At 38.0% G+C, this 18,591-nt stretch carries 15 protein-coding genes; 5 read left to right on the top strand and 10 right to left on the bottom strand.

What is annotated here, in order from left to right; genetic code table 11:
- Positions 1-13 precede the first annotated feature (13 nt).
- Positions 14-397, bottom strand: coding sequence for an SCP2 sterol-binding domain-containing protein (locus ACS604_RS11440; RefSeq protein ID WP_002118641.1), 384 nt, complete (start codon positions 395-397; stop codon positions 14-16).
- 205 nt (positions 398-602) lie between these two features.
- A complete protein-coding gene (gene ttcA / locus ACS604_RS11435) occupies positions 603-1,508 on the bottom strand; it encodes a tRNA 2-thiocytidine(32) synthetase TtcA (protein WP_005307874.1) in 906 nt (301 codons plus the stop codon).
- Between the two features lie 505 nt (positions 1,509-2,013).
- On the opposite strand from ttcA, the gene ACS604_RS11430 reads away from it, so the two are divergent.
- Positions 2,014-2,874: a lytic transglycosylase domain-containing protein gene (locus ACS604_RS11430; protein ID WP_474771829.1), complete on the top strand. Its 861-nt coding sequence runs from the start codon at positions 2,014-2,016 to the stop codon at positions 2,872-2,874.
- A gap of 246 nt (positions 2,875-3,120) precedes the next feature.
- Positions 3,121-4,026, top strand: coding sequence for a protease HtpX (gene htpX, locus ACS604_RS11425; protein WP_004790506.1), 906 nt, complete (start codon positions 3,121-3,123; stop codon positions 4,024-4,026).
- Between the two features lie 49 nt (positions 4,027-4,075).
- Here htpX and ACS604_RS11420 read toward each other — a convergent pair whose 3' ends face one another.
- Both ACS604_RS11420 and ACS604_RS11415 read right to left on the bottom strand, forming a co-directional pair.
- Entirely contained in the window at positions 4,076-4,651 is a 576-nt protein-coding gene (locus ACS604_RS11420; RefSeq protein WP_174731599.1) for a DUF4112 domain-containing protein, read from the bottom strand.
- A 72-nt stretch (positions 4,652-4,723) separates the two neighbouring features.
- Positions 4,724-7,819: a multidrug efflux RND transporter permease subunit gene (locus ACS604_RS11415; protein WP_474771828.1), complete on the bottom strand. Its 3,096-nt coding sequence runs from the start codon at positions 7,817-7,819 to the stop codon at positions 4,724-4,726.
- Positions 7,820-8,082: 263 nt separating this feature from the next.
- Here ACS604_RS11415 and ACS604_RS11410 point away from each other — a divergent pair, with 263 nt between their 5' ends.
- Positions 8,083-9,225: a glycerophosphodiester phosphodiesterase gene (locus ACS604_RS11410; protein ID WP_353158025.1), complete on the top strand. Its 1,143-nt coding sequence runs from the start codon at positions 8,083-8,085 to the stop codon at positions 9,223-9,225.
- Positions 9,226-9,272: 47 nt separating this feature from the next.
- Here ACS604_RS11410 and ACS604_RS11405 read toward each other — a convergent pair whose 3' ends face one another.
- Positions 9,273-10,235: an MBL fold metallo-hydrolase gene (locus tag ACS604_RS11405; RefSeq protein ID WP_474771827.1), complete on the bottom strand. Its 963-nt coding sequence runs from the start codon at positions 10,233-10,235 to the stop codon at positions 9,273-9,275.
- A 105-nt stretch (positions 10,236-10,340) separates the two neighbouring features.
- On the opposite strand from ACS604_RS11405, the gene ACS604_RS11400 reads away from it, so the two are divergent.
- Positions 10,341-10,715 (top strand): diacylglycerol kinase, encoded by a 375-nt coding sequence (locus ACS604_RS11400; RefSeq protein ID WP_004790498.1) that lies wholly within the window; start codon positions 10,341-10,343, stop codon positions 10,713-10,715.
- Positions 10,716-10,885: 170 nt separating this feature from the next.
- Here ACS604_RS11400 and groL read toward each other — a convergent pair whose 3' ends face one another.
- From groL to ACS604_RS11380, 4 genes are all read right to left on the bottom strand, one after another.
- Positions 10,886-12,520 (bottom strand): chaperonin GroEL, encoded by a 1,635-nt coding sequence (gene groL, locus ACS604_RS11395; RefSeq protein ID WP_004790490.1) that lies wholly within the window; start codon positions 12,518-12,520, stop codon positions 10,886-10,888.
- Between the two features lie 58 nt (positions 12,521-12,578).
- Positions 12,579-12,869 (bottom strand): co-chaperone GroES, encoded by a 291-nt coding sequence (locus ACS604_RS11390; RefSeq protein ID WP_002120604.1) that lies wholly within the window; start codon positions 12,867-12,869, stop codon positions 12,579-12,581.
- A gap of 185 nt (positions 12,870-13,054) precedes the next feature.
- The gene (locus ACS604_RS11385; RefSeq protein WP_238613017.1) at positions 13,055-13,813 is read right to left on the bottom strand and encodes a metallophosphoesterase family protein; all 759 of its coding nucleotides are present in this window, start codon (positions 13,811-13,813) and stop codon (positions 13,055-13,057) included.
- Entirely contained in the window at positions 13,794-14,732 is a 939-nt protein-coding gene (locus tag ACS604_RS11380) for a diacylglycerol/lipid kinase family protein (protein ID WP_174739321.1), read from the bottom strand. The genes ACS604_RS11385 and ACS604_RS11380 overlap by 20 nt, the downstream gene beginning before the upstream one ends.
- Positions 14,733-15,121: 389 nt before the next feature.
- Here ACS604_RS11380 and ACS604_RS11375 point away from each other — a divergent pair, with 389 nt between their 5' ends.
- Complete coding sequence (locus tag ACS604_RS11375) at positions 15,122-16,954, top strand: phosphoenolpyruvate carboxykinase (GTP) (protein ID WP_004790485.1); 1,833 nt, start codon at positions 15,122-15,124, stop codon at positions 16,952-16,954.
- A 41-nt stretch (positions 16,955-16,995) separates the two neighbouring features.
- On the opposite strand, the gene glpD is transcribed toward ACS604_RS11375, so the two are convergent.
- Positions 16,996-18,513: a glycerol-3-phosphate dehydrogenase gene (gene glpD / locus ACS604_RS11370; protein ID WP_474771826.1), complete on the bottom strand. Its 1,518-nt coding sequence runs from the start codon at positions 18,511-18,513 to the stop codon at positions 16,996-16,998.
- Between the last annotated feature and the right edge of the window lie 78 nt (positions 18,514-18,591).

Here is an 18,591-nt window from a genome sequence, read left to right as displayed (position 1 = left end):
AATTCTTTTAGATTTAAGCAGTATGCTCTAATACTTTCTTAAACAAATCTTTTTGTTCTTGGCTTGGCTTAGCTGTTTGTAAAGCCATTAATTGAGACATATCGCCTTGAACTTTAATTTTACCAGTCATGAATGCCTGCATAGCAGCAGCCATATCAAACTCTAAGAATACTTTACGTAAAGTTTCAGCATCCATATTTAAAGTTGTTTTGGCATTTGAAGACAAACCTTTTTGGATTTTACCCCCATCTAAAGCTAATTCGGTATTTCCAGAAGCATCTGTAACTACTAAATTAATTGCCAAATTCGCAAGAGCAGGTGGCAAATTAAGATCCCCTGCTTCAGCAGTTAATTTTTCGACAGTAGCAAACCAATCTTCAGTTAAAAATGCAGGCATGATTCTTCCTCAAATTTATTTGTTCAATTTCTCTAGTTGTCTATCCAGACAACATCATGTGAAGCAATTCTGCTTGAGCGTTGTTATAGCATGTAATTTAAATTTAGGGCTATGACTTTTTGTACGGAACATTCATTTTTTAGTATTTTGATACATTAAAGGCACTTGTTTATAAAGTGCCTTTAACATTGTCTATGTCTAGCGTTTATTCAGCAGCAAAGCTTAAGTTCACGACATCTAAACGGTTTTTAAGCTCTTCCGGATCTTTAAAATCTAACTCGCGCTGAGAATCTAAAGCTTCGAAATCGAACAATTCACGGTCTGCTAACTGAGACGGTGATACGTTTTGTAACGCACCGAAAATACTGTGTAAGCGTTTCGGATATTGTTTATCCCAATCACGTAGCATTTCATTGAGCATGGCACGCTGTAAATTTTCCTGCGAACCACAAAGGTTACATGGAATGATCGGGAACTGACGCAATTCTGCATATTTGATGATGTCTTTTTCTTCAACATATGCCAATGGACGAATCAAAATATTCTTCTTGTCCGATGATAAAAGCTTTGGAGGCATCGCCTTTAAACTTCCGCCATGAAACAGGTTTAAGAAGAACGTTGCAAGAATATCATCGCGGTGATGTCCTAAAGCAACTTTAGTCGCACCAATTTCTTGTGCAAAGCCATATAAAGAACCACGGCGTAAACGTGAACATACTGCACAGTAGGTTTTACCTTCCGGTGTTAAACGTTTAGTAATGGTATAGGTGTCTTTTTCTAAAATGTAATATGGAATGTTATTCTCTTCCATATAACGAGGTAACACATCTTCAGGAAAGCCCGGCTGCTTTTGGTCAAGGTTAACCGCAACAACATCAAAATTGATTGGTGCAATACGCTTAAACTGCAACATGATATCGAGCAAGGTATAACTGTCTTTACCACCAGACACACACACCATGACCTTATCGCCCTCTTCAATCATATTGAAGTCACGAATAGCATGCCCAACTTGACGGCGAAGCTTCTTGAGCAAACGGTAATAGGCCGAGCTTGTTGGAAGTTCAGGCTTAAAATTAAATCCCTGATTGGACTCAACTGGCGCGTACATAGACGAGATATACCCATAAATAAAAATACCGCGCAATTTTATATGATTCGGAAGAGAATCGCATCAAAAGAATAGTTTCAATTCTTGAAGCCGTAACATTGCTCATGCATGATGCAAAAGTGATGCTCTACTTTTGACTGAAGCGTTCAAAAAATGTGCAAAATGCTTACTTTTTGGACTTTTCCACAGTTTTCCACAAAACCTGTGGATAAAATTGTGGATTTCTTCGTACTTGACAAACTGTTTTGACCTTCTGTTAAGGGTTTTATTTAAATTGATCATTTTTTAACCAATGTTTTTTACCCTTTAATATCAACATGTTATTCAAGTCAATAGAATCATTTTAAAAATAATTTTTAATTTTTTTTGATGAGCATTCGAACAAAACAGCTTGATTTTTTGAAAGAGTCGAAATAAAAAAAATTACACAAATCTTCTTTAAGTAATATTTTTTGATAAACTCTTTTGCAAGTTTTAAATACGTTAAAATTGTGAATAACATAAAATGAAAAATTCGGTTCAATTTCTTATTTCTTGTTTGCTGGGGATGACCACGTTTACGGTCGGCATGACTTCGAGTTCAGCAGGTCAAATGTATATTTACCAAGATAAAAATGGTAGTACATTGCTCACCAACCGAAAAAGTTATGATCAATCACTTAAAAAAGTAAAAGTGACTTACTACCCTGATAGTAATATTCACAGTTATACAAACTGGGGAGCATCAGAAGCTTCTGTTCTGCCAAGCTACAATAAAAATAAAAATGCTTTTGACCATATTATTAAACAAGCTGCTCTACAGCATGGTGTATCTGAAGGCTTAATCAAGGCTGTCATGCATACCGAGTCAGGATTTAACGTCAATGCCCGCTCTCCAGTAGGTGCGCAAGGTCTTATGCAACTTATGCCTGCGACTGCACGTCGATTTAACGTGACCAATGCCTTTGATGCTCAGCAAAATATTTTTGCAGGTGCAAAATATTTAAGCTGGTTACTCAAACGTTTTGGGGGCAATACTCAAATGGCGCTCGCTGCTTATAATGCTGGTGAAGGAAACGTTGATAAATACGGTGGTATTCCCCCTTTTCGTGAAACACAAGACTACGTGCGTCGTGTAACGAGCCGATACCAAAACTTATATTCATCTGGTTCAGGTTTTTCATCTTTTACGAATACTTCAGCGCAAGTCACTTCTCAATCTTCTAATTCGGTGGAAAACACAACAGCTCAAATAGCAGCACCAGCTCCTAAATATTCCAATTCTCGTCAAATTGTGACTTTATCTAATGGAACATTTACTGATGCGCCTACAGGTACTTATGTCACAAATAATGCCACAGCAATTGCACATATCCGCATAGAATAAGAATATTTACTGACAGTTTATTCTGTCAATTTTTTGTCCTTTAAATTGTAATGATCTATTACCTGATCCTTACCATTTAGGCGAATTTAGCCAATTATTCTTTAAATTTAGGTACATTCTACTTCGTGAAAGAATGTATCAATTCCTTATTTTTTTCTTGAATTTTTCCCCTAAGCCCCGCATATTAGCTGCATGATTTAGAATTTGTAAATCAGATAACATTTTATTTATAAGAGGATTTTCTCAATGATGCGGATTGGTTTGTTTTTGCTTACCAACCTCGCGGTACTGGTTGTAGCTGGCATTATTTTGTCACTCTTCGGTGTCGGTAGTTACCATGGCGCGGGTGGCTTGAATCTAGGCAACCTTTTAGTGATCTGTTTTGTGTTTGGTATGGTGGGATCGTTAATCTCGTTATTCATGTCAAAATGGATGGCTAAGAAAACGACCGGTACAGAACTGATCGACCCGAATGCTCCTCGTAACCAAGCTGAAAGCTGGTTATTGCAAACAGTCGCTGAACTTTCTCAACGTTCTGGTATTAACATGCCAGAGGTTGGTATTTTTCCATCATATCAGTCCAATGCCTTTGCAACAGGCTGGAATAAGAATGATGCCTTAGTTGCCGTTTCATCTGGTCTACTTGAACGTATGAACAAAGATGAGCTACGTGCTGTGCTTGCGCACGAGATTGGTCACGTTGCGAATGGTGACATGGTTACCCTAGCACTCATCCAAGGTGTCGTGAACGCCTTTGTTATGTTCTTTGCTCGCGTAGTCGGTGACTTTATCGACCGTAATGTTTTTGGTCGTCAAGACGATGAAGCCCCAGGTATGGGTTACTTCATTATTACCATGGTATTGGATATCGTCTTTGGTATTCTCGCTTCTGCGATTGTAATGTGGTTCTCTCGTTATCGTGAATACCGTGCTGATGAAGCAGGTGCACGTTTAGCAGGTAAACAAGCAATGATTTCTGCATTATTACGTCTACAAGCTGAGACAGAAATGCCAGATCAAATGCCAAAAGAAATGAAAGCTTTCGCGATTGCGGAAGGTAAAGAACAAGGCTTTAGCTTAGCTGCTTTGTTCCAAACCCACCCAACAATTGAACAACGTGTGGCAGCTTTACATCAATTAGATTGCCCATAAAACGTTTAACGTGAAAAAATAAAGCCTCCAACTGGAGGCTTTATTTTTATTACATGGTTTGATAGAGACCCCATAGGTAACTTGCACCCCACCAAACAGCGAAGCCAATTAAAAGCAGCACAAACGTACCTAATAAATCGGGTATATGTAACCATAACCAACTCACCACAGGATTACGCCAAAAAGCTGAATGCTGCTGCTTCTTTTCGAGTTTTTCATGCAAATATGGATGAACAACATGAATATCACTTTGAATCGCATATTCTTCGCGTATGTGCGTATGAACCACATCTAATGCTTTTCTACTAGGGCGTATAAAAATATCAAAAATAGTCCCAGCAACTGGAACAAAACCTACGACAGCATCTACAACTGCCAGTTTGATAACTGGAGTTAACTTATGTTGTGGTACACCAATCTGTTTAGCTTTATAAATCGCATAACACGTCAGCACAAAACCTGCGACATCACCAGCAATCGGAATCGTGCTCAGTGCAGCATCGGCACCAATGCCCTGCTTTGTAAAAGGAATACGCACTGCGCTGTCCATCATGGTGGCAAACTTGGCAAGGTCTCGTTCTAACGCGATGACCTGTTGCTCTGTTAATTTTTTTTCTTGAGGCATCTAAATCAAATATATGAAGAGAAGTTAAACTTAATATACTTGATTTAATGCCTCTTTTTAAATTGTTTACTTTTAACTAGATGCTTTCGATCTAAATAGTGAACGCAATAACACATACATAACTGGAATAAAGAATAAAACCAGCACCGTACCAAACATCACGCCACCTAAAATACTAATACCGATTTCTTGACGGCTCACAGCCCCTGCTCCTTGTGCAAAGACCAAAGGAATTACACCTGCACCAAAGGCCAAAGAGGTCATTAAAATCGGTCTTAACCGTAAGCTTGCGCCTTCTAGAGCTGCTTGAATTGCAGTCTTACCTTTTTCCTGAGCCAAAGCTGCAAACTCAACAATTAAAATTGCGTTCTTACATGACAAGCCAATTGTGGTTAATAGTGCAATCTGGAAATACACATCATTGGGCAGTCCAAAAATATAAGAGAAAATGACACTTCCTCCGACGCCTAGCGGAATAGAGGTCATCACAGCGGCTGGAATGCTCAAACTTTCATATAGAGCGGCTAAACATAAGAAAATAAAGCCTGCCGAAATTAAATATAACCAGACGGCCTGATTTGTCGACTTCTGTTCTTCAAAAGATAAACCTGTCCAAGCTAAACCAACATCTTTTTGCTGATTTACAAGTTGTTCAACATCTTTCATTGCCTGACCTGAACTGCTGCCACTCGCAACATCTGCCTGTAACTGCAAAGCGCTATAACCCATATAGCGTTTTACGATTTCAGGAGCGCCGCCCCAACTAAAGTTAGCAAATGAACTAAAAGGCACCATTTCATTTTGGTTATTACGTACAGACCAGTTATATAAATCTTCAGGTTTCGATCTGAACGCGGCATCACCTTGAATCATGACACGCTTAATACGGCCACGGTCAATAAAGTCATTCACATATGTTCCACCCCATGCACTCGACAAAGTGTTGTTAACTGCGGGGAGTTCTAAACCATTTGCTAACGCTTGTTTCTGATCAATTTTGATATTGAGATTTGCTTTACTATTGGTTGATTGCTTATCAAAGTTTTCAAAAGTTGAATAATTTTTACTTTGAGTTTGCAACTGACGGAAGGTGCTATCTAGAAAATCTTGTCCTTGGCCATTTAAATCTTGAATCCATAAATCCATACCATCGGTTTGACCCAAACCATTAACCGAAGCAGGTAATGTCACATTAATTTGTGCATTATTGAATTGACTAAAATATTTCATCGCACGCTTTTGTATAGCGTCAGCCGAATTTTCTTTACCAGTACGTACATCCCAAGGTTTTAAAGCAATGAATCCTTGTGCCAAGTTCTGCCCTGTACCAGAATAATTTCGACCATAGCGGATTAAAACCAAATCCACATTCTTATCTTCTTGGGTTAAGAAGTATTGACGGACTTGTTCTCCAATTTTCTGACTTTGCGAAATTGGTGCACTATCAACAAGCTTAATTTGAACACTTAAAATGCCTTGATCTTCTTTGGGAATAAATCCACTTTTTAAACCGCTATAAAACAGCATAAACACAGCGATCAAAGCCACAAAAATAACCACAACCGATTTACTGTAGCGAATGCTTGTTTGGACAATTTTTATATATTGATTTTTAAGTTGATCAATTTTTTGGTTAAACCAAACCGCCCAACGCATAGGCTCTGGATTAGGCTTTAAAATTAAAGCGCATAACGCAGGTGTAAGCACTAAGGCAACGACGAGCGATAACGCCATAGCGGCAACTAAGGTAATGGAAAACTGGCGGTAAATCACCCCAATTGAGCCACCTAAAAAAGACATTGGAATAAAAACAGCAGTTAATACCAATGTAATCCCAATTAAAGCACCACTAATTTCGCCCATTGACTCAATAGCTGCTTCTTTGGGTGTTAAGTGCTGTTCATGCATAAGCCGTTCAACGTTTTCTACGACTACAATCGCATCATCCACTAACAAGCCAATGGCGAGTACCAATGCAAATAAGGTTAAGGTGTTAATACTAAAACCGAGCACATATAAAACAGCAAAAGTTCCTAAAATAACAACTGGAACGGTAATACTCGGAATGAGTGTCGCGCGCCAGCTTTGCAAGAACAAGAACATTACCAAAATAACTAAAATAATGGCTTCAATAAGGGTCTTTACGACTTCCTTAATCGACTCTTGAACAAACGGCGTGTTATCTCGTGGATAAACAATTTTATAACCCGCAGGCAATTTAGTTGTCAGCTGATCTAGAGTTTGATGGATGAGTTTAGAGGTCTGAATGGCATTTGCGCCCGAAGATAACGAAATACCTAAACCAGCGGCTGGATAGCCATTAATGGTATTAAAAGACTGATAATTTTCTGCACCCAACTCGACTCTAGCAATATCCTTTAAATAGACATAACTCGCTGTTTGATTGGCTTTCACCACAATATTTTTAAAATCTTCAACTGTTTTTAGTCGAGAACCAGCTGTAACTTTAGTATTTAAATATTGCCCATCAATAACAGGTAAATCGCCAATTGCACCCGCAGCCACTTGGGTATTTTGAGCGGTGATTGCGCTGGCAACATCACTTGGCATTAAATTATATTGTTTTAATTTCTCTGGATTTAACCAGATTCGCATTGCATATTGCGAACCAAAAACATCAGATTCACCCACCCCTTCAATACGGTTCAGGTTATCGACCACATGTGTAGTTAAGTAGTCCGATAGCTCAATATTTCCCGATTTACCAGATGAGTCATATAAACCTAACACCATAAAAGTATCGCCGAGTGACTTACTCACCGTCACCCCTTGGCGTTGTACTTCATCGGGTAAACGTCTTATCACGCCACTAATACTATTTTGGACTTGGACCTGTGCCGTATCTGGATTTGTTCCATTATCAAAACTAATGGTAATTCGACTACGTCCCGACGAGTCACTGGTAGAGCTAAAATAAAGTAAGTGATCGATACCTTGTATTTGCTGTTCTAAAATCTGAGTAACACTTTGCTCAACTGTTTGTGCATCTGCCCCACTATAACTTGCCGATACTGTAATTTTTGGTGGTGCAATATCGGGGTAGCGTTCTACGGGCAAATTAAGCACAGAGAAAATACCAAATGCCATAACAATAATTGCGAGTACACTGGCAAAAATAGGGCGCTGAATAAAAAATTTAGATAGCATGGCTGCTCAGAATTAGGTCGTCAATTAACATATGGCACTGCCAAATTTGGCCTCTTGATCATCAACGAGCGACATATAAAAGACAAGTAGAATTAACACAATAAATGCAATTAGGACAAAAACAAAGCAGGAATGGCTATTTCCTACAAAGCCATAAAGAAGGCTTTAACAAGTGTCACTGAAAATTCATGAATTCTTCATGTTCACGTCAAATTCAATGGGCAGACTAGAGCCGTTTCAACTAAAACAATATGAGTAGAATTATGTTTAAAAGAGCAATTTTATGCTTAAGTTTAATTAGCTTGGTTGGTTGTAATGACGATGATAAAACCGAAAACACGCCTACTACACCAGAATATCAACTTCCTAAGATTTTAGTGATTGGGCACCGTGGCGCTAGCGCTTTACGTCCTGAGCACACATTAGCTTCATATCAAAAAGCTATTGATGATGGTGCAGATTTTATTGAACCAGATTTAGTGTCTACAAAAGACGGTGTATTGGTTACTCGTCATGAAAATGAGATTGGTGGAACAACCAATGTAAGCACTTTAACTCAGTTTGCAGATCGTAAAACAACAAAAAATATTGATGGTAAAGACTTAACAGGCTGGTTTACAGAAGACTTCACTTTAAATGAATTACAGCAACTTAAAGCGCGTGAACGTATTCCAGAGTTCCGACCTGCAAACACAGCCTATAACGACCTTTATCCTGTCCCGACTCTAGAACAGGTGATTGAGCTGGCTGAAGCAAATTATAAAAAAACAGGAAAAATTATTGGTTTATATATTGAAACCAAACATCCGACTTACTTTAAAAACCATAATTTGGCAATGGAAGATACCCTTCTTAAAACATTAGCGAAATATGAATATACACGTGATATTGCACCTGTCTATTTACAGTCTTTTGAAGTAAGTAATTTAAAATATTTAAAAGATCAGTTGGATCTTCATAAAACCATTAAACATGCACAAATCATTCAACTTTATGATGCTAAGACTTCGCAACCAGCCGACTTTGTTGAATCTGGAGAAACTAAAACTTATGCAGATTTAGCCACAGCACAAAGCTTAAAAGAGGTTGCTAAATATGCAAACGGTGTAGGACCAAGTAAAGGTTATATTCTAAACTTTAATGACAATGGCTCAGTTCAAACGACTTCGTTTATTTCTGATGCTCATGCAGCTGGCTTAAAAGTACATCCTTATACATTCCGTCCAGAAAATAATTTCTTACCAACGCCTTTAAAATGCAGTCAAGATAAACCAGCTGAGCGCTGCCTAACTGGTGCTTTAAAAGAGTTTGAAGCCTATTTCAAAGCTGGTGTTGATGGAGTCTTTACAGATGACCCAGCACTTGGTCGTGAAGCTGTTATTAATTATGAAAAAGCCGCAAAATAATTAAAGTTTTTAATAAAAAAACAGGGCAATAAATGCCCTGTTTTTTTTTATTTCTCTATGACATTATCAAAATAAAGTGGGATCCACTGATATTGCTCAGCGTTTACTTTGTAAACATGACCAATACCTGGGAATGGTAAATGTGGTGCTGCTACCCATTGCTGCTTATTTGAAATTTCAGCAAACATTTTTAAACGGGTATTAATCGCCTGCTCAGAATTTACATCAAAATCCACACCAGTTTTTGGAGCATCAAACTGCAAAGAATGTGAATGAACAATGTCTCCAACAAAAATAATTTGCTGATCATTACTCTTTAAGCGAAAGCTATGATGCCCAGGTGTATGACCGCGCGTATCGATCACTTCAAAACCTTGAATAACATCACCATCTTTAAATGTCTTGAATGCTTTTTTTGCTTGATATGGAGCAAGAGCAGTTTTTACATTTTTAACAGTACCCAAATAATTTTCTTTTTTGTCTGCTGGTACTATCCTTTCAGAAGCAGGATTTAACCAATAATCAGCTTCGCGTTCATGTGCATAAACGGTTGCATTAGGAAATACGGCTTTCCCATTTTGAGCAATTCCGCATACATGGTCTGGGTGTAAATGTGTGAGCAACACTGTTTTTACATTAGCAAGTTGATAACCTGCCAATTCAATATTTTTTGCAATCGAACCCAATTGTGGGCCAAAACAACTTGCTGCCCCACTATCAACAAGCGTTAAACTCTTACCATCATCTACTAAAAATGCATTGACCGAAGTTTGAATACCCTTCTCATTCACAGCAGCATATTTAGTTAATATTTTAGTTTTCTCAGTCTGATTTAAATTTTTAAACAAGTTAGGATTTAGATAAATCGTGCCATCAAGTAAAGACGTTACCCGGTATTTTCCGAATTGATGCTTATAATATCCAGGTACTTGTTGAGTAAGAGTTTGCTCGGCATACGCAGCATGCATGCTACAAAATGCAAGACTCAAAGCTACACAAATTTTTTTCATCTCTTCTTCTCTATTCAGTTATAAAGTCAAAATCTTTAAAAAGATTTAATAATTTTTTAAGACCCAAATTATATAATGCATGAAATGTGTCAGAAATATAAGTAAATGAATAGCTATTCTCCTTATAAGGGTAAAAGTGGTCTTAAACGCATACTCAATGCAACGGGCTACTCGATTTCCGGATTTAAAGCAGCATATAAAAATGAAGCAGCTTTCCGTCAAATTGTTTTGATTAATCTTATTTTAATTCCAGTTAGTTTTTTTCTTGACGTAACCCGCAGTGAACACGTCTTACTCATTATTGTATGTCTATTTGCAATGATCGTTGAATTGTTCAATTCGGCTATTGAAGCAGTCGTTGACCGAGTTTCTCTTGAAAAACATCAGCTTTCTAAAAATGCAAAAGATATGGGAAGTGCAGCTCAATTTGTTGCACTTTCTATCATTGCGATTACATGGTTGTTTATTTTATTAGGATAAAAAAAACCATGCTTATAAGTAAATAAGCATGGCTGTAACAAAGAGGAACTTCTAGCTGCTGTTCCTGTTTTTTAATATAAGTTATTGAACTTAACTATTTCTTAAAATCACTTAAAAATAAAAAATCCCTGCATAAGCAGGGATTTTTTGGTTAAAGCGTTGATGCGTTATTACATCATTCCGCCCATACCACCCATACCGCCCATATCTGGAACAGCTGGTTTATCTTCTGGAATGTCAGTAATCATACATTCTGTAGTTAACATTAAACCAGCTACAGAAGCAGCGTGTTCAAGTGCAGAACGAGTTACTTTAGCAGGGTCAAGAATACCCATTTCTAACATATCGCCATATTCGCCAGTTGCAGCGTTATAACCGAAGTTACCTTCACCCGCTTTAACTGCATTAATCACTACAGATGGCTCATCACCAGCGTTTGAAACGATTTGACGAAGTGGAGCTTCAATCGCGCGGCGTAAAATATTGATACCCGCTGTTTGATCCTCGTTAGCACCTTTTAGGTTGTCTAATACATTTACAGCACGTACTAGCGCAACACCACCACCAGCAACCACACCTTCTTCAACTGCTGCACGAGTTGCATGAAGTGCGTCGTCTACGCGGTCTTTCTTCTCTTTCATTTCAACTTCAGTTGCCGCACCGATTTTAATTACAGCAACACCGCCTGCTAATTTAGCAACACGTTCTTGTAATTTTTCACGGTCGTATTCTGAAGAAGATTCTTCAATTTGAGCACGGATTTGCTGAACACGCTCAGCAATAGCAGCTGCATCACCAGCACCATCAACAATTACAGTGTTTTCTTTTGAAACAGTGATCTTGTGTGCAGTACCTAAATCTTGAAGAGTTGCTTGTTCTAAAGACATACCAACTTCTTCAGAAATAACAGTTGCGCCAGTCAAGATTGCGATGTCTTGAAGCATTGCTTTACGACGGTCACCGAAACCAGGAGCTTTAACAGCACATACTTTGATAATACCGCGCATGTTGTTTACAACAAGTGTAGCAAGCGCTTCGCCTTCAACATCTTCAGCGATGATAAGAAGTGGTTTACCAGTTTTCGCAACTGCTTCTAAAACAGAAATCAATTCACGAATGTTGCCGATTTTCTTGTCAACAAGAAGGATGAACGGGTTTTCAAGCTCAGCCGTTAAAGTATCTTGCTTGTTTGCAAAGTACGGAGAGATATAACCACGATCAAACTGCATACCTTCTACAACGTCTAATGCGTCTTCGAAGCCAGAACCTTCTTCTACAGTGATTACGCCTTCTTTACCTACTTTTTCCATCGCTTGAGCGATAAGTTTACCAACAGTAGTATCAGAGTTAGCAGAGATAGAACCAACTTGTTCGATCGCTTTAAAATCATCAGCAGGTTTTGCATTTGAACGGATATTTTCAACTACAGTTTTTACTGCGATATCGATACCACGTTTTAAATCCATTGGGTTCATACCTGCAGTTACAGATTTGATCCCTTCATTTAAAATTGCTTGAGCAAGTACAGTTGCAGTTGTAGTACCGTCACCAGCGATGTCGTTAGTTTTGCTAGAAACTTCACGAACAAGTTGAGCACCCATGTTTTCAAACTTGTCTTTTAAAGAAATTTCTTTAGCAACAGTTACACCGTCTTTAGTGATGTGCGGAGCACCGAAAGAACGGTCAATCACTACGTTACGACCTTTAGGGCCTAAAGTCACTTTAACCGCATCTGCAAGTACGTTTACGCCTGCAATCATTTTTGAGCGAGCTGAATCACCAAATTTTACGTCTTTAGCTGACATATTAAACTCCGAATCTTTTTAAATACTGAATCTGATAATGAATTGAGTTATGGATTGATTAGCCTTCCAACACAGCTAAAATGTCTGACTCTTTCATGATTAAGAGTTCTTCACCACTTACTTTCACTGTTGTACCTGCATAAGTACCAAACAATACTTTGTCACCAACTTTAACATCCAAAGCACGTACGCCATTCTCAGTGATTTGACCATTACCAACTGCAATTACTTCACCTTGAGATGGTTTTTCAGCAGCAGAACCTGGAAGTAAAATACCACCAGCAGTTTTGGTTTCTTCTTCTACGCGACGAATTACAACGCGATCATGTAATGGACGAATGTTGCTCATAATTAACTCCATCAGACTAAGTCTTTTTGATTAATCGTTATTGCTTTAATCCAGAGCAATAACAAAATATTTAGATGTCACTTTTGTGGGGATGAAAAAAAAGGCTTCAAGGGGAAAATGAAAAAAAACTTATCTTTTTCGAATATTTTTTAAACAATCAAATAATTAAACTCATCTAAACCAAATCAATCAGAAGTGAATACAGCCAGCTGTGCATTAAACCAATAATGATTAATTCTTCCTTCATTTGAAATGACATTAAAACTATTTGGAACATGATAATGCAAACGGCTAGATGTCGCTGTTCCTGCATGAATATCATAAATAGGATGATCTATTTCTAATTGATAAATTTGCGTTAAATCATATACGGCTGTTTTATGAAGATGCCCATGTAACATACCAAATAGCCCTGTCTTACTCCATTTTTCGAGAGCCATTTTCCCTAATACGGGACAATCTTTAATACCATGCTCATCATCAGGCGGGGTATAAAAAGGCTGATGAAAAACCACTAATTTGATTTTATTCTCTGGTCCTTGCTGTAATCGCTCATATGTAGTTTGAATTTGCTCAATCGAAATATGTCCACGAGTATGGTAACGGCGGCGTATACTGTTTACGCCAACAATATAGAAATGTTCAGTTTCTAAAGTTGGCTCAAGCTGGCCAAAAAAATATTGATAGCGAGTAAATGGTGAGAAAAAACGGTTCCAGACATGATACAACGGAATATCGTGATTACCAGGCACAACAAGATAAGGAATATTAAGACTATCTAAAAACTGACGACAATTATAAAACTGTTGATATCTGGCTCGCTGAGTAATATCTCCACTCACTATAATAACTTCAGGTTTATGTTCGGTACAAAAAAGCCGAATTGCATCTAAACAGGCCTCAATTTCTGTTCCAAAATGCAAATCAGACAGATGTAATAACATTAGGCACCATAATATTTAAAGCATTCTTTTCTACAGTGAAATTTAATGGTGTTTTCATCTCTAATATTTCACCATCTAAAGCTACAGTAAGTTTTGATTTTTTTGAACATTCAACAATGACATGATCAGCACAAAAACTATAAACATCTTTTGTCTCTTCAACCTTTCCCTGAATCCATTGCCAAAGCATATGTAATAAACTAAGCCTATCACTTTTTGTAATAACTACTCCAGCGACTCTCCCCTGTGCAGCACAATCAGCAATTCTTAATTTCATATCACATAGTTGAAGTTGATTATTACCAAAGAAAATTAGAGGGGTTTTGACTGGATATTTTTTTCCATCAACTGTGACGGAAAGTTTCATAGATTTATTTTCTCTTAATAAAACATCTAAAGCTGAGGTATACGCATGTAAAGGCAAACGTCCTAAGTATTTATTGTAGAGCTCACGTTTTTTTATAAACAATGGATAAAGGCCTAGGCTCGCATTATTCAAATAAACATGGTCATTAATAGTCGCAATATGTACAGAACGGGGTGTACCTGTAGCAATAACTTCAGCCGCCTCTAACAAATCTAAAGGAATATCTAAAACTTTAGCGACGTAGTTAAAAGTCCCCAAAGGCAAAATTCCCATAGGAATATTGGTATGTCGAAGTTTTGATGCTACTGCATTTAACGTCCCGTCCCCACCTGCTGCTACCACAACGCCTAAATTCGCGTTTTGACTATGCCGATGAATCACTTTATCCATTAAATCATCAAATGAAATATCTTCCGCTAATTCAAAAACTTGTATTTCAAAACCAAATTCGGTGAGTACAGTCATTAATTGTTCATACATATCTTCATGTTTTGAAGCATGAAAACCCGACTTCTGGTTATAGATGATAGAGAGAGGTTTTAAAGTCCGCATTTTTATTATCTTAAAGAGGATTCACCTTGTATTTTGTATAGAAAATCGCCTAATAAAAGTCTCTTTATGTAAATTTCGAATGATGATCATTTGTTTAATCAATAATAATTCTCAAGAAAAATTTAAACATCAAGTTATTGATTTTAAAAAAAATAAATAATATAAATAACACACATACAACATAAAAATGTAAAGAATAAAATACGTCAAAAAACAATAAGCATATGATTTAAATTAAAAAAAATAAAAAATCAAAATATTTATTTCTTATTCTTTAGTCTTATTTTTTTTATGATTTTGTGCTTTAATACAGCCACTTTTTTATTTGATCTTTCATTGTACCTCAATGAATGACTTGTACGTTGTACATATTTTGAATAGGCCTCACCATGACCACAGTGAACGCACCAGAATTCGTTCGTCATCCTAAGCTTATCGCATGGGTTGAAGAAATTGCAAACTTAACCAAACCAGCAAAAATCGAATGGTGTGACGGAAGCGAAGAAGAGTATCAACGTCTAATCGACTTGATGATCGCTAACGGCACCATGCAGAAGTTAAACCAAGAAAAACATCCTGGTTCTTATCTTGCAAATTCTGACCCATCTGACGTTGCGCGTGTTGAAGATCGTACTTACATCTGCTCTCAAAAGAAAGAAGATGCTGGCGCGACAAACAACTGGGAAGAACCAGCTGTTATGCGTGAAAAGTTAAATGGTTTGTTTGAAGGATCAATGGAAGGTCGTACAATGTACGTTGTGCCTTTCTCTATGGGTCCACTTGGAAGCCATATTGCTCATATCGGTATCGAGTTAACTGACTCTCCTTACGTTGCTGTTAGCATGCGTAAAATGGCACGTATGGGTAAAGCAGTTTATGACGTATTAGGTACAGACGGCGAATTTATTCCTTGTATTCATACCGTAGGTGCTCCACTTGCTGAAGGGCAAAAAGACGTTGCATGGCCTTGTAACCCTGAAAAATACATCGTTCATTACCCAGAAACTCGTGAAATCTGGTCTTACGGTTCTGGTTATGGCGGTAACGCATTACTTGGTAAAAAATGTTTAGCACTTCGTATCGCTTCTGTTATGGGTCGCGAACAAGGTTGGTTAGCTGAACATATGCTTATTCTTGGTGTGACTAACCCACAAGGTGAAAAACACTATATCGCTGCAGCATTCCCATCTGCATGTGGTAAAACAAATTTCGCAATGTTAATTCCACCAGCAGGCTATGAAGGCTGGAAAATTGAGACTGTAGGTGACGATATTGCTTGGATCAAACCAGGTGAAGACGGTCGTCTATACGCAATCAATCCAGAAGCTGGTTTCTTTGGTGTTGCTCCTGGTACAAATACCAAGACTAACCCTAACTGTATGGCAACTCTTCACAAAGATGTTATCTATACAAACGTTGCGGTAACTAATGACGGTCAAGTATGGTGGGAAGGTCTTTCTAAAGAAATTCCAACTAACTTAACTAACTGGAAAGGTCAACCTCACGTAAATGGTGAAAAGGCCGCTCATCCAAATGCGCGCTTCACTGTTGCTGCTGGTCAATGCCCTTCTATCGATGCTGACTGGGAAAATCCAGCAGGTGTTCCGATTTCTGCATTTATCTTCGGTGGTCGCCGTGCAGATACGGTTCCTTTAGTTTCTGAAGCTTTCGATTGGGTTGATGGCGTTTATAAAGCTGCAACTATGGGTTCTGAAACTACCGCAGCTGCTGTTGGTCAACAAGGTATCGTTCGTCGTGACCCATTCGCGATGCTTCCGTTTGCTGGCTACAACATGGCTGACTACTTCGATCACTGGTTAAGCCTTGGTCAAGAAGTAAGTACAAAAGCTGAAGCTGCTGGTAATAAATTACCAAAAATCTTCAATGTAAACTGGTTCCGTCGTGATGCTGAAGGCAACTTCGTATGGCCTGGTTTCGGTCAAAACATGCGTGTTCTTGAGTGGATCATTGACCGTTGTGAAGGTCGTGCAAACGCTATTGAAACACCAATTGGCCTTGTTCCAACTTACGATGACTTGAATTGGGAAGGTACTGAATTCTCTAAAGAAGAATTTGACCTTATCACAGCTCAAGATAAAGATCAGTGGGTTACTGAAATTGAAAGCCACACTGAGTTATTCAATAAACTTGGTGAGCGCTTACCAAAAGCATTAAAAGAACGTCAAGCAGCTTTACTTGAAGCTGTAAAAACTGGCTTCTAATTGCTAAATATAAAAAAGGTCGCCTTGTGCGGCCTTTTTTATTATGCGGCATCATCTTTTTGTCGACGTCCAGCCAAATAACTTTCCAAATTTTTTACTTGTTTTTCATCAAATGCCAAACCCAACTTAGTTCTACGCCACAATATATCTTCTGCCGTATTTGCCCATTCATATTCACATAAATACTGAACTTCAGATTCAAATAAACCATGACCAAAATCTTGCCCTAACTGCTCAAGAGCTTTTCGCTCATGCAAAATATCCCAAACCCTAGAACCATAGGCATTTGCCCAACGAGTAGCAAGCTGCTCGGTTACCCCTTCAACTTGGTTTTGAATCTTTATAACTAAATCTTCAAGTGTGGTCCAATTCTCCGCCCCAGGTAATACTTCATTTGCAGTCCACTCCTCTGCCATATTACTAAAAAACGGGGATAGATCTTCTAAAGCAGCCTCTGCCAGTTTCCGATAAGTCGTGATCTTGCCACCAAATACAGATAACAAAGGTGCTTTTTTATGTTCAGCCTGTAGTGCCAGAGTATAGTCACGTGTAATTGCAGACGGATTATCTGACTCATCATCACATAAAGCTCGGACTCCAGAAAACTGACTGACGATATCTGTACGGGTCAGCTGCTTTTTAAAATGTGAATTTGTGACTGTCAAAAGATAATCTATTTCTACATCGGTAATCTCTACCTTTTGTGGATCACCTATATATTCTTGATCTGTCGTACCTATTAATGTGTATTGTACTAAATAAGGAATGGCAAACACGATGCGTCTGTCTTCATTTTGCATGATAAAAGCTTTATGACAATCATAGAGTTTAGGCACAACAATATGGCTTCCTTGTATAAGCCGAATTTGATATGGCGATTTTAATTGTAAGTTTTCACTAATAATTTCTTCGACCCAAGGACCTGCTGCATTCACTAAGGCTTTTGCTCGTATTTGATAAGACTCAGCCCCGCTTTGTATTTCCAAATGCCACAGTTCTTGTTGTCTATAAGCCTTAACACATCTTGTCCGTGTTACAACTTTGGCACCCTTCTCTTTAGCTTGTAGCGCATTCAACACAACAAGACGTGCATCATCTACAGTACAGTCCGAATATTCAAAGCCACGCGTTATAGCCGGTTTTAGGGGACTATCTTCTTTGAAATAAATAAGATTTGACCCCCATAATTTTTCTCGTTTTCCTAAATGATCATAAAAAAATAGGCCTGCCCGAATTAACCACGCAGGACGCAAATGTGGTCGATGAGGCATAATAAAACGCATTGGTTTAATAATATGCGGAGCTTTAACCAACAAGACTTCACGCTCTGCCAACGCTTCTCTAACCAATCGAAATTCTTTATGTTCTAAATAGCGTAAACCGCCGTGAATTAATTTACTGCTCGCAGATGAGGTATGACTAGCTAAATCATCTTTTTCACATAAAAATACTGATAAGCCACGGCCTGCCGCATCATTAGCAATACCGACGCCATTAATACCGCCACCAATCACGGCAATGTCATATATTTTTGAATAATCATTAGGCTGTACTATCATTTCTCATTTTCTTTTTATTGTTGATCTTATAAAAATTAAAACATCAAATTGATAAAACAACAATCAAAAAAGTAGAAT

The sequence above is a fragment of the Acinetobacter sp. Li1LvA2 genome (genome assembly GCF_056156705.1).
The sequence above is the reverse complement of the archived record's forward strand: the minus strand, read 5'-3'. Positions and strand labels throughout refer to the sequence as shown.

Excerpts from the sequence above, each read along its gene's own strand:
- ACS604_RS11440 (WP_002118641.1), bottom strand. The coding sequence starts at position 397 with ATGCCTGCATTTTTAACTGAAGATTGGTTTGCTACTGTCGAAAAATTA.
- ttcA (WP_005307874.1), bottom strand. The coding sequence starts at position 1,508 with ATGTACGCGCCAGTTGAGTCCAATCAGGGATTTAATTTTAAGCCTGAA.
- ACS604_RS11430 (WP_474771829.1), top strand. The coding sequence starts at position 2,014 with ATGAAAAATTCGGTTCAATTTCTTATTTCTTGTTTGCTGGGGATGACC.
- htpX (WP_004790506.1), top strand. The coding sequence starts at position 3,121 with ATGATGCGGATTGGTTTGTTTTTGCTTACCAACCTCGCGGTACTGGTT.
- ACS604_RS11420 (WP_174731599.1), bottom strand. The coding sequence starts at position 4,651 with ATGCCTCAAGAAAAAAAATTAACAGAGCAACAGGTCATCGCGTTAGAA.
- ACS604_RS11415 (WP_474771828.1), bottom strand. The coding sequence starts at position 7,819 with ATGCTATCTAAATTTTTTATTCAGCGCCCTATTTTTGCCAGTGTACTC.
- ACS604_RS11410 (WP_353158025.1), top strand. The coding sequence starts at position 8,083 with ATGTTTAAAAGAGCAATTTTATGCTTAAGTTTAATTAGCTTGGTTGGT.
- ACS604_RS11405 (WP_474771827.1), bottom strand. The coding sequence starts at position 10,235 with ATGAAAAAAATTTGTGTAGCTTTGAGTCTTGCATTTTGTAGCATGCAT.
- ACS604_RS11400 (WP_004790498.1), top strand. The coding sequence starts at position 10,341 with ATGAATAGCTATTCTCCTTATAAGGGTAAAAGTGGTCTTAAACGCATA.
- groL (WP_004790490.1), bottom strand. The coding sequence starts at position 12,520 with ATGTCAGCTAAAGACGTAAAATTTGGTGATTCAGCTCGCTCAAAAATG.
- ACS604_RS11390 (WP_002120604.1), bottom strand. The coding sequence starts at position 12,869 with ATGAGCAACATTCGTCCATTACATGATCGCGTTGTAATTCGTCGCGTA.
- ACS604_RS11385 (WP_238613017.1), bottom strand. The coding sequence starts at position 13,813 with ATGTTATTACATCTGTCTGATTTGCATTTTGGAACAGAAATTGAGGCC.
- ACS604_RS11380 (WP_174739321.1), bottom strand. The coding sequence starts at position 14,732 with ATGCGGACTTTAAAACCTCTCTCTATCATCTATAACCAGAAGTCGGGT.
- ACS604_RS11375 (WP_004790485.1), top strand. The coding sequence starts at position 15,122 with ATGACCACAGTGAACGCACCAGAATTCGTTCGTCATCCTAAGCTTATC.
- glpD (WP_474771826.1), bottom strand. The coding sequence starts at position 18,513 with ATGATAGTACAGCCTAATGATTATTCAAAAATATATGACATTGCCGTG.